Origin of the sequence: Pseudomonas corrugata (assembly GCF_050920615.1) — a bacterium.
GTDB lineage: Bacteria > Pseudomonadota > Gammaproteobacteria > Pseudomonadales > Pseudomonadaceae > Aquipseudomonas > Aquipseudomonas corrugata.
Genome location: NZ_CP130434.1, coordinates 435,620 through 449,409, shown reverse-complemented (window position 1 = coordinate 449,409; position 13,790 = coordinate 435,620). Strand labels below are relative to the sequence as shown.

At 60.9% G+C, this 13,790-nt stretch carries 2 protein-coding genes; one reads left to right on the top strand and one right to left on the bottom strand.

The window, feature by feature from the left end:
* Positions 1–9: 9 nt before the first annotated feature.
* Entirely contained in the window at positions 10–1,359 is a 1,350-nt protein-coding gene (locus QZH45_RS01935) for a TolC family outer membrane protein (RefSeq protein ID WP_024777922.1), read from the bottom strand.
* Between the two features lie 359 nt (positions 1,360–1,718).
* On the opposite strand from QZH45_RS01935, the gene QZH45_RS01930 reads away from it, so the two are divergent.
* Positions 1,719–13,751, top strand: a complete 12,033-nt coding sequence (locus tag QZH45_RS01930; protein WP_069018376.1) for a retention module-containing protein — start codon at positions 1,719–1,721, stop codon at positions 13,749–13,751.
* Positions 13,752–13,790 lie beyond the last annotated feature (39 nt).

The window sequence follows — 13,790 nt, the reverse complement described above, 5'->3', positions numbered from 1 at the left end:
ATGGATGATTCAATTCATCCCAGGTAACTGGACCCTGGGCTTCACGTCGTTCTGCACAACGGATGCCAACGGCGCGACGACCCCCTGACTTTTGAGCAATTCGCCCATGGTTGCCTTGATCCGGTACTGGGTGAACAACTGCACATTCTTGATTTCCGCCAACCGCCGGGAGGCGCTGAACAGCTCGTTTTCGCTGTCGAGCAAGTCGAGCAGGGTCCGCTCGCCAAGACTGAACTGCTTCTGGTAAGCATTGCGCACGCTGGCGCTGCGGTCCACATATTGCTGGGCAATCGGCACCTGGGCATTGGCGTTGTTGAGGGCGTTCCAGGCCAGGCCCAGTTCTTCAGTCAATTGGCGCAAGGCGTTGTTACGGATGTCCAGGGCCTGATTGGACAGGTAGGACTTGGATTCCAGATCCGCCTTGTTGCTGCCGCCGGCATACAGGTTGAAACGCATGCGCAGCATGGCCTGCCATTCATTGTTGTGACCGTTCTGGCCATCCAGGTCGTTATCGGCGGTGCGACCCAGTTCGGCGTCAAAGCGAGGATAGAAGCTCGACTTGGCAGCTTCGTACTGTTTCTCGGTGGCAACGATGTCCGCTTCAGCCGAACGCAGTACGGGGCTGTTTTCCAGCATCTGCGCGCGAGCTTCCGTCAGGTTGGCCGGCAGCAGCGCCATAAAATCGGCGGGGCGCTCCAACTGGTCGGGCAACTGGCCCACGGCACTGAGGTAGTTGGTTTCGGCGTCGGCCAGATTGGTCTGCTCGGTGATCAGGTTGTTGCGGGCCTGTGCCACGCGTGCTTCGGCCTGGTCATGGTCGGCACGGTTGCCCACGCCGCGCTCGGTGCGCAACTTGATCTGATCGAAGATGCGCTCGTGGCTCTTGAGGTTCTCCTCGGCCAGGCGCACGAACTCGCGCCGGGTCAGCACATCCAGATAAACCTGGGCCACGGTCAGGCCGGTGCGCTCGGAGGTATCGAGCAGCGAATAGGCCCGGGCATTAACGGTGGCTTGTTGACGCCCCACTTCACTGGACGTCGCAAAACCGTCAAAAACCATTTGCGTCACACGCAGGCTCGACTCGCTTCGATTCAGGGTTTCCCAATGATTGTTGTTGCCCGAGCGGGTGGTGACGCTGTCGGTGCCTTCGCGACCGTACCCGGCTGCGAGGTCGACCCGAGGCAGATAACCGCCCTTCGCCGCCTTGAGTTGATAGTCCGCCGCCAGGCGACTGTTCACTCCGGCCTGGATTTCAGGGTGTACGTCCAGCGCCTGTTGCATAGCCTGCGGCAAGGTTTGTGCTTGTACGAAGCTGGCGGCAAGAGCAAAGGGTAAAGCCATGAACAATTGCGAACGCATGGTGTTTTTTCTTCCTGAAACGCGTGTCTTGGATCACAGCGAAACGAGGCGCTGCATCGGATGATGGCAACCGGAATGACCGTATGTCGGAAAGTTCGAAACAGGTACTGAAACTTGCACCGGAAGAACAGGTCGCCGCTTAAATATCAATGTGACATGACCGATACAATTGTTTAGGATGCCCGGGATAAGGTCAATAGTTTGGCGAAAACAAAAATTATGGAAATTATAGCCAAAATATTGACATTTTACAGCGTCAAAACAACCCTACTAAGTAAAGCCAAAACGTCCAGACCGCCGCTATCCGTAGCTTGCGGGCCCATGGAAGTTAACTGAACGTGGCATCCGGAGAGTCTTCAATGAGCAGCGTTATTGCCGTCGTCAAAAGCATTGTCGGTCAGGTTTTCGCCGTATCCCCGGAGGGTATCCGGCGTGTACTCATTGAAGGCGATCGTCTGTTTACGGGCGATCAGTTGGACACCGGCCCTGCCGGAGCCGTCACCTTGGAGCTGGCCGATGGCCGCACCCTCGACCTGGGCCGGGACACCCAGTGGAGCGCCAACGCCCCGGACTCTTCCACTGACCTCGCGCAGGCCACTGCCCAAGCCGCGCCATCGGTAGAAGAACTGCAGCAGGCCATCGCCGCCGGTGTCGACCCGACTACCGCCCTGGAGGCCACCGCCGCCGGAGCCGGCGAAGCGACTACTGGTGGTGCCGCCGGTGGCGGCCACAGCGTTGTAGTGTTGGATGCCACGGCCGGCAGCGTCGACCCGACTGTCGGCTTCCCGACTGAAGGCTTGGGCGCGACCACAGCTACTGACAACAACATCACTGGCCTGGCCACCAATACCAACGCCAATACCACGGCCAACACCCTGCTCAATTCGACGTTGACCCTGAGCGCCACCCCGACCCTGACCGAGGCCGGCGGCGTGCTGGTCTATACCGCGACCGTGACCCAGGCGCCCCTGACCGACCTGACGGTGACACTGTCCAATGGCTCGGTGATCGTGATTTCCGCCGGACAAACCACCGGCAGCGTCAACGTCCCACTGGCACCGAACGACACCGTCTACAACGACCCAAGCCAGATCAGCGTGACCGTGACCGGCACCACCGGTGGCAGCGGCATCGCCGTGACTCTGCCCACCACGCCAGCCGTGACCCAAATCACCGACACCATCGACACCACCAATGTCACCCTGAGCGCAGGCGAGACGGTGACCGAAGGGGGGCAGATCACCTACACCGCAACATTGACCAACCCGGCACAGACCCCAGTGACCGTGACCTTGAGCAATGGCTCGGTCATTACCATTGCTGCGGGCCAGACCACCGGCACCGTTGCCGTCGACACTCCGACCAACGACGTTTACAACAACGGCAGCACCGTCAGCACCACCATTACCGGTGCGACCGGTGGCAACTTCGAAAACCTGGTGCCGAGCAACGCGCCTGCGGTCACCACGATCACTGATTCGGTAGACACCACTGGCCTGACCCTGAGCGCCACCAACAACATCACTGAAGGCGGCCAGATCACCTATACCGCCACGCTGACCAATCCGGCCCAGACCCCAGTCACTGTAACCTTGAGCAATGGCTCGGTTATCACCATCGCTGCCGGTCAAACTACGGGTACCGTCAATGTCGAGACGCCAGCCAACGACGTCTACAACAATGGCGGCACCGTCAGCACCACGATCACAGGCGCAACCGGTGGCAACTTCGAGAACCTGGTGCCGAGCACCACGCCTGCCGTCACTACCATTACCGACTCGGTGGACAGCACTGGCCTGACCTTGAGCGCCAGCGAGAGCATCACTGAAGGTGGTTCGATTGTTTACACCGCGACCCTGACCAACGCAGCGCAGACGCCAGTCACCGTGACCTTGAGCAACGGTTCGGTCATCACCATCGCTGCGGGCGAAACCACCGGCAGCGTGAATGTCGAGACACTAGCCAACGACGTCTACAACAATGGCAGCACCGTCAGCACCACCATCACCGGCGCAACCGGTGGCAACTTCGAGAACCTGGTGCCGAGCACCACGCCTGCGGTTACCACCATTACCGATTCGGTGGACACCACTGGTTTGACCCTGAGCGCCAGCGAAGGCATCACCGAAGGTGGTTCGATTGTTTACACCGCGACCCTGACCAATGCAGCGCAGACGCCAGTCACCGTCACCTTGAGCAACGGCTCGGTCATCACCATCGCTGCGGGCGAAACCACCGGCAGCGTGAATGTCGAGACGCTAGCCAACGACGTCTATAACAACGGCAGCACCGTCAGCACCACCATCACCGGCGCAACTGGCGGCAACTTCGAAAACCTGGTTCCGGACACTACGCCTGCGGTCACCACGATCACTGATTCGGTGGACGACACTGGCCTGACCTTGAGCGCCAGCGAGACCATCACTGAAGGCGGTTCGATTGTTTACACCGCCACCCTGAGTAACCCAGCCCAAACCCCGGTCACCGTGACGTTGAGCAACGGCTCGGTCATCACCATCGCCGCTGGCGAAACCACCGGCACCGTCGCGGTCAATACGCCTGCGAATGACGTCTACAACAATGGCAGCACCGTCAGCACCACTATCACTGGCGCCACTGGCGGCAACTTCGAAAACCTGGTGCCAGACACCACACCTGCCGTCACCACGATCACTGATTCGGTGGATAACACTGGCCTGACCCTGAGCGCCAGCGAGACCATTACTGAAGGCGGCCAGATCACCTACACCGCGACGCTGACCAACGCGGCGCAAACGCCAGTGACCGTCACCTTGAGCAACGGTTCGGTGATCAACATCGCCGCCGGCGAAACTACCGGCACCGTTGCGGTGAATACGCCTACCAATGACGTCTACAACAATGGCAGCACCGTCAGCACCACCATTACCGGCGCAACCGGCGGTAACTTCGAGAACCTGGTCCCGGACACTACCCCTGCCGTCACCACGATCACCGACTCGGTAGACAGCACTGGCCTGACCCTGAGCGCCAGCGAAACCATCACCGAAGGTGGTCAGATCACCTATACCGCAACCCTGACCAACGCCGCGCAGACCCCGGTGACCGTGACTTTGAGCAACGGCTCGGTGATTACCATCGCCGCCGGCGAAACTACCGGCACCGTTGCGGTGAATACGCCTGCCAATGACGTCTACAACAATGGCAGCACCGTCAGCACCACCATCACCGGTGCAACGGGCGGTAACTTCGAGAACCTGGTTCCGGACACTACGCCTGCCGTCACCACGATCACGGACTCGGTGGACAGCACTGGCCTGACCCTGAGCGCCAGCGAAACCATCACCGAAGGCGGCCAGATCACCTACACCGCGACGCTGACCAACGCGGCGCAAACGCCAGTGACCGTCACCTTGAGCAATGGCTCGGTCATTACCATTGCTGCGGGCCAGACCACCGGCACCGTTGCCGTCGACACTCCGACCAACGACGTTTACAACAACGGCAGCACCGTCAGCACCACCATTACCGGTGCGACCGGTGGCAACTTCGAAAACCTGGTGCCAAGCACCACGCCTGCGGTTACCACGATCACCGATTCGGTGGACACCACTGGCTTGACCTTGAGCGCCAGCGAAACCATCACCGAAGGCGGTCAGATCACTTATACCGCGACGCTGACCAACGCGGCGCAGACGCCAGTGACCGTGACCCTGAGCAACGGCTCGGTGATCACCATCGCCGCAGGCGAAACCACTGGCACCGTCGCAGTCAATACACCTGCGAACGATGTCTACAACAATGGCAGCACCGTCAGCACCACCATCACTGGCGCCACTGGCGGCAACTTCGAAAACCTGGTGCCAGACACCACACCAGCCGTCACCACGATCACCGATTCGGTGGACACCACTGGCTTGACCTTGAGCGCCAGCGAAACCATCACCGAAGGCGGTCAGATCACTTATACCGCGACGCTGACCAACGCGGCGCAGACGCCAGTGACCGTGACCCTGAACAACGGCTCGGTGATCACCATCGCCGCAGGCGAAACCACCGGCACCGTCGCGGTTAATACGCCTGCGAATGACGTCTACAACAACGGCAGCACCGTCAGCACTACCATCACCGGCGCAACGGGCGGCAATTTCGAAAACCTGGTTCCGGACACGACGCCTGCGGTTACCACGATCACCGATTCGGTGGACGACACTGGCCTGACCTTGAGCGCCAGCGAGACCATCACCGAAGGCGGCCAGATCACCTACACCGCAACCCTGACCAACGCAGCGCAGACGCCAGTCACCGTGACGTTGAGCAACGGCTCGGTCATCACCATCGCCGCCGGCGAAACCACCGGCACCGTTGCGGTGAATACGCCTGCCAATGACGTCTACAACAATGGCAGCACCGTTAGCACCACTATCACTGGCGCAACTGGCGGCAATTTTGAAAACCTGGTGCCAAGCACTACGCCTGCGGTTACCACGATCACCGACTCGGTGGACACCACTGGCCTGACCTTGAGCGCCAGCGAGACCATCACTGAAGGCGGTTCGATTGTTTACACCGCAACGCTGACCAACGCCGCTCAAACGCCAGTGACCGTGACGCTGAGCAATGGCTCGGTGATCAACATCGCAGCCGGCGAAACTACCGGCACCGTTGCGGTGAATACGCCTGCCAATGACGTCTACAACAATGGCAGCACCGTCAGCACCACCATCACCGGCGCAACCGGTGGCAACTTCGAAAACCTGGTACCGGACACGACGCCTGCGGTTACCACGATCACTGATTCGGTGGACACCACTGGCTTGACCTTGAGCGCCAGCGAGACCATCACCGAAGGCGGCCAGATCACCTACACCGCAACCCTGACCAACGCAGCGCAGACGCCAGTCACCGTGACGTTGAGCAACGGCTCGACAATCACCATCGCGGCCGGCGAAACCACCGGTACCGTTGCAGTCAATACACCTGCCAACGACGTTTACAACAACGGCAGCACCGTCAGCACTACCATCACCGGCGCAACGGGCGGTAACTTCGAGAACCTGGTCCCGGACACTACGCCTGCCGTCACCACGATCACGGACTCGGTGGACAGCACTGGCCTGACCCTGAGCGCCAGCGAAACCATCACCGAAGGCGGCCAGATCACCTACACCGCGACGCTGACCAACGCGGCGCAGACGCCAGTGACCGTCACCTTGAGCAACGGTTCGGTCATTAACATTGCTGCGGGCGAAACCACCGGCACCGTCGCGGTGAATACGCCTGCCAACGACGTTTACAACAACGGCAGCACCGTCAGCACCACCATTACCGGCGCAACCGGCGGTAACTTCGAGAACCTGGTCCCGGACACTACCCCTGCCGTCACCACGATCACCGACTCGGTAGACAGCACTGGCCTGACCCTGAGCGCCAGCGAAACCATCACCGAAGGTGGTCAGATCACCTATACCGCAACCCTGACCAACGCCGCGCAGACCCCGGTGACCGTGACTTTGAGCAACGGCTCGGTGATTACCATCGCCGCCGGCGAAACTACCGGCACCGTTGCGGTGAATACGCCTGCCAATGACGTCTACAACAATGGCAGCACCGTCAGCACCACCATCACCGGTGCAACGGGCGGTAACTTCGAGAACCTGGTTCCGGACACTACGCCTGCCGTCACCACGATCACGGACTCGGTGGACAGCACTGGCCTGACCCTGAGCGCCAGCGAAACCATCACCGAAGGCGGCCAGATCACCTACACCGCGACGCTGACCAACGCGGCGCAAACGCCAGTGACCGTCACCTTGAGCAATGGCTCGGTCATTACCATTGCTGCGGGCCAGACCACCGGCACCGTTGCCGTCGACACTCCGACCAACGACGTTTACAACAACGGCAGCACCGTCAGCACCACCATTACCGGTGCGACCGGTGGCAACTTCGAAAACCTGGTGCCAAGCACTACGCCTGCGGTTACCACGATCACCGACTCGGTGGACACCACTGGCCTGACCTTGAGCGCCAGCGAGAACATCACTGAAGGTGGTTCGATTGTTTACACCGCCACCCTCAGCAACCCAGCCCAAACCCCGGTCACCGTGACGTTGAGCAACGGCTCGGTCATCACCATCGCCGCCGGCGAAACCACCGGCACCATTGCTCTGGAGACATCGCCCAACGACGTCTACAACAATGGCAGCACGGTCAGCACTACCATCACTGGCGCCACTGGCGGCAACTTCGAAAACCTGGTGCCAGACACCACACCAGCCGTCACCACGATCATCGATTCGGTGGACACCACTGGCTTGACCTTGAGCGCCAGCGAAACCATCACCGAAGGTGGTCAGATCACCTATACCGCAACGCTGACCAACGCCGCGCAGACGCCAGTCACCGTGACCTTGAGCAACGGCTCGGCAATCACCATCGCGGCCGGCGAAACTACCGGCACCGTTGCGGTGAATACGCCTGCGAACGACGTCTACAACAATGGCAGCACCGTCAGCACTACCATCACTGGCGCCACTGGCGGCAACTTCGAAAACCTGGTGCCAGACACCACACCAGCTGTCACCACGATCATCGATTCGGTGGACACCACTGGCTTGACCTTGAGCGCCAGCGAGAACATCACTGAAGGTGGTTCGATTGTTTACACCGCCATCCTCAGCAACCCAGCCCAAACCCCGGTCACCGTGACGTTGAGCAACGGCTCGGTCATCACCATCGCCGCCGGCGAAACCACCGGCACCATTGCTCTGGAGACATCGCCCAACGACGTCTACAACAATGGCAGCACGGTCAGCACTACCATCACTGGCGCCACTGGCGGCAACTTCGAAAACCTGGTGCCAGACACCACACCAGCCGTCACCACGATCACCGATTCGGTGGACACCACTGGCTTGACCTTGAGCGCCAGCGAAACCATCACCGAAGGCGGTCAGATCACTTATACCGCGACGCTGACCAACGCGGCGCAGACGCCAGTGACCGTCACCTTGAGCAACGGTTCGGTCATTAACATTGCTGCGGGCGAAACCACCGGCACTGTTGCAGTCAATACGCCTGCCAACGATGTCTACAACAATGGCAGCACCGTCAGCACCACCATTACCGGCGCAACCGGCGGTAACTTCGAGAACCTGGTGCCAAGCACCACGCCTGCGGTTACCACGATCACCGATTCGGTGGACACCACTGGCTTGACCTTGAGCGCCAGCGAAACCATCACCGAAGGCGGTCAGATCACTTATACCGCGACGCTGACCAACGCGGCGCAGACGCCAGTGACCGTGACCCTGAACAACGGCTCGGTGATCACCATCGCCGCAGGCGAAACCACTGGCACCGTCGCAGTCAATACGCCTGCCAATGACGTCTACAACAATGGCAGCACCGTCAGCACCACCATCACCGGCGCAACCGGCGGTAACTTCGAGAACCTGGTCCCGGACACTACGCCTGCCGTCACCACGATCACGGACTCGGTGGACAGCACTGGCCTGACCCTGAGCGCCAGCGAGACCATCACCGAAGGCGGCCAGATCACCTACACCGCAACCCTGACCAACGCAGCGCAGACGCCAGTCACCGTGACCTTGAGCAACGGTTCGGTCATTAACATTGCTGCGGGCGAAACCACCGGCACCGTCGCGGTTAATACGTCTGCCAACGACGTTTACAACAACGGCAGCACCGTCAGCACCACCATTACCGGCGCAACCGGTGGCAACTTCGAAAACCTGGTACCGGACACGACGCCTGCGGTTACCACGATCACTGATTCGGTGGACGACACTGGCCTGACCCTGAGCGCCAGCGAGACCATCACCGAAGGAGGCCAGATCACCTACACCGCGACCCTGACCAACGCCGCTCAAACGCCAGTGACCGTGACGCTGAGCAATGGCTCGGTGATCAACATCGCCGCCGGTGAAACCACCGGTACCGTTGCGGTCAATACGCCTGCCAATGACGTCTACAACAACGGCAGCACTGTCAGCACCACCATCACCGGTGCCACCGGCGGCAACTTCGAAAACCTGGTGCCGGATACCACACCTGCGGTCACCACGATCACCGACTCCATCGACACCAGCACCGTTTCGCTCAGCGCCACGTCGACCATTGCTGAAGGCGGCACCGTCGTCTATACCGCTTCGGTCAACGCACCCGTGACCGATGCTCCGCTGGTTGTCACACTGTCGAACGGCCAGAGCATCACCATCCCGGTCGGCGCGAGCAGCGCCAGCGTGAATTTCGTCACGCCAAACGACGCCCTCGCCGGCGGCGACAACCTCAGCGTCAAGATCGATGACGCCAAGGGCGGCAACTACGAAAAACTCGATATCAACGACAAGCCAGCCAACACCACGGTCACCGATGTCCAAGAGGACACCGGCCTGAGCCTGAGCGCCACTGGCACGGTTGCCGAGGGTGGCCAGATCACCTACACCGCAACCCTGACCAATGCCGCCGGTACACCGGTCACCGTGACCCTGAGTAATGGCGCGGTCATTAACATCGATGCCGGCAAGACCACCGGTACCGTCACCGTCAACGCACCGAAGGACGATGTCTATCAGGATGCCGGTAATGTCCAGGCGACGATCCAGTCCGCTACCGGTGGCAATTTCGAGCACTTGGTACCGAGCACCGCGCCTGCGGTAACCGCCGTCACCGACACGGTCGATGACACCACCGTCAGCATCAGTGGCAGCTCGTCGGTCACCGAAGGCCAGGCCGCCACATACACCGTCAGCCTGACCAACCCGGCGCAGACCGAGGTGACCCTCAAGCTCGTCTACAGCGGCACCGCTGCCGACGGCACGGACTTCACTGGCGTCTACACCGTCAAGATCCCGGCCAATGCCACCAGCGCGACCTTCAACGTGGCGACGCTGGATGACAAGATCACCGAAGGCACTGAAAACTTCGTGGTCAAGATCGATTCAGCGACCGGTGGCAACTTCGAGCACCTGGCGATCAGCGCCACTAATGGCAGTGTCAGCACCTCGATCATCGACAACGATGCGCCACCGGTACTCGACCTGGACGCCAACAACTCCAGCGGCAAGACCGGAGCCGACTACCAAGTCACCTTCACCGAAGGCATCACCGGTCCGGGAGTGTCGATTGGCGATACCGATCTGAACATCACCGACCCGGACAGCACCATGCTGACCGGCGCTACCGTTGTGCTGACCAACCGTCAGCCGGGCGATGCGCTGAACCTGGGCAACAGCGTCAACGGCATCAGCATCAACGCCAACAGCACCAACGGCACCGTCACGTTGACGTTGTCGGGCAACGCGTCGCTGGCCGACTACATGCAGCAAATCAAGAACATCACCTTCACCAACAACAGCGACGACCCGAGCAGTGTGCCGCGCATCATCACCGTGACAGTGACCGATGGCAGCAACGTCTCCAACACCGCCACCACCACTGTGAACGTGGTCGGGGTCAACGATGCGCCGGTTGCCACGGGAGGCGCGGTGACCGGTACCGAAGACACCTCGCTGGTCCTCGGCTGGTCGACCTTTGGTGTCAGCGATGTGGACAGCGCCGCCGCCAGCCAGGGCGTGAAGATCACCGGCCTGCCAGGCGATGGCAAGCTGCAGTATCTGGACGGTGCGACCTGGAAGGATGTAACCAGCAACCAAACCTTTACCAAGGCTGACATCGACGGCGGCAAGCTGCGCTTCACACCGGACACCAACGAATCCGGCGCCAACGGCAATCCGACCGGTGTGGGCGATCAGAAGTCCGATTACGCACAGATCCAGTTCCAGCCCACCGACGGCCAGACACTGGGCAACACCGGCACCGTGAAGATCGACATCACCCCGGTGGCGGATGCACCGAGCCTGAGTGTGGCCGACAACAACGTGACCTCCACCGGTCTGATCAAGGAAGTCTGGACCGGCCTGTCGGGCCTGGGCACCGACGGCAGCGGCGCGGCGTCCGGCACGCTCAAATCGGTGATCGATGCCGCCGGCACACCGAACAGCACCAGCACCGTGACCAACGTGCAGTCCGACAGCAACGTGAACGCCGGCACGGCCTCGAAGACATCGGGCCTGATCTATCTCGAAGCGGGCAAGACCTACACCTTCAGCGGCACCGGCGACGACAGTTTGCTGGTTACCGTCGGCGGCAAGGACGTGGCAGCCATCACCTGGGGCGCAGGCGGCCAGCTGAACGGTTCGTTCACACCGACCGCCAGCGGTTACTACACCCTCGATATCTATCATCACAACCAGAGCGGCCCGGGCAGCTATGACGTGAACCTGTCGGTCAATGGCGGCACGCCTATCGACCTGAGCGGCGCGGGTGTGCCGCTGTACACCAGCGTGACCGATCTGGCGAACGCCGGCGTAACCGTCTCGGACCTGCACGGCACCAACGGCGAAGGCTACTACGACGGCTACAAGCTCAACGAAGGCGCCGAAGGCACCAGCGTGCATCTGTCGAAGATCACCACCGCCCTGACCGACACCGACGGTTCCGAGAAACTGAGCGTGAAGATCGGTGGCATGCCCGAGGGCAGCGTGCTGACCGATGGCGCGGGCCACACCGCGACCGTGGGCAGCAATGGCGAAGCCACGGTCAGCGGCTGGAACCTGGGCAGCCTGACCCTGACGCCGCCGGCTTACTACAACGGTCACCTGGACCTGACCGTAACCTCCACGTCCACGGAAACCCTCGGCGGGTCGGCGGTGACCACCGCACACATCCCGGTCACCGTGTACCCGACGGTCTACAACGCCGTGACCGGGACTTCAGGCAATGACAACGTCACCGGCACCGATGGCAACGACATCATGGTTGCCGACATCGGCGGACTGACCGTCGTGCCGGGCGTCAACTACAACATCGCGTTCATGGTCGACAGCTCCGGCAGCATGAGTTCGTCGTCCATTTCCGCAGCCAAGAACTCGTTGACCCAGGTATTCAATACCCTCAAGCAGAGCCTGGGCAGCAACTCCGGGACCGTGAACATCTTCCTGGCGGACTTCGACAACCAGGTGAACAAGAACGTTGCGGTGAACCTCAATGACCCGAACGCGCTCACGCTGCTCAAGGGCGTCCTCGATTCGATGGTCTCCGGCGGCGGGACCAACTACGAAGACGTGTTCAAGACCACCGCGAACTTCTTCAACAGCACCCAGGCCCTGAGCAATACCGGCGCGAAGAACCTGACGTACTTCATCACCGATGGCCAGCCGACGCTCTACCAGTCCGGCGAACAGACCAACCCGACGCTGTACGGCACCGTCAAGCTCGATGACGTCTTGAGTGCGGCCAACTACTCCATTGGCAAGTACTACACCCAGACGATCGACAGCACGCACAAATACACCATCTACGAAAACGGCGACATGTACCTGTCGACCAAAAGCGGCAAGCATTGGGATGACAATTATGTCGGCACAGTGCACGCCGAGGGCAACGGCACCTTCGAGTTCTCCTACGTGGACGGTAGTGGATACGCCGACTCTTGGGCAGCGGCGGGTTCGAGCGCCAGCTTCACGCTGCTCAAAGGCTTGAGCAACGTCGAGGCCATTGGCCTGAACAATGACGTCACCCTGAACGACCTCAAGCCGTACGACTCGGATAGCACGCCGCAGACCAACATCGACCCGAACAACCTGGCCAACTCGATCATCGGCCACACCGAAGCGACCCTGCCGGGCGCGGATACGGTCAACGGTGGCGAAGGCAACGACATCCTCTTCGGCGACCTGGTGAGTTTCAACGGCGTCACCGGCGAGGGCTACCAGGCTCTTCAGGCATTCGTGGCCCAACAGAGCGGCGTGGACGTCAGCAAGGTCACCACCAGCAATGTGCACCAGTACATCACCGAGCATTACACCGCGTTCGACGTGTCCGGCGCCCATGACGGCAACGACACGCTGTTGGGTGGTGGCGGCAACGACATTCTCTTCGGCCAGGGCGGCAACGACTCGCTCAATGGCGGCAAGGGCAATGACATCCTGCTCGGCGGCACTGGCAACGACACACTGATCGGCGGTCAGGGTCATGACACGCTGATCGGTGGCCTGGGAGGCGATACCTTTGTCTGGCAGGCGGGCGACACCGGCAACGACGTGATCAAGGACTTCAAGGCTGCCGATGGCGACCGGATCGACCTGCGGGATCTGTTGCAAGGTGAATCCGGCAGCACCATCGACCACTTCCTGCAGATCAGCACGGTCGATGGCGTGTCGTCGTTGCAGGTCAGCACCACCGGCCAGTTCAACGGGGCCAACGGTGCATCGGCCGCGCCGGACGTGACGATCAAGCTGGAAGGCAACAACTGGTCGAACGTCAACCTGAACACGTTGATCGCCGGCAGTGACCCGACCATCAAGGTCGATCACAACAACAGCTGAACCTGATACAAAAACGGTTGCGAGGGAGCTTGCTCCCTC

Excerpts from the sequence above, each read along its gene's own strand:
- QZH45_RS01935 (WP_024777922.1), bottom strand. The coding sequence starts at position 1,359 with ATGCGTTCGCAATTGTTCATGGCTTTACCCTTTGCTCTTGCCGCCAGC.
- QZH45_RS01930 (WP_069018376.1), top strand. The coding sequence starts at position 1,719 with ATGAGCAGCGTTATTGCCGTCGTCAAAAGCATTGTCGGTCAGGTTTTC.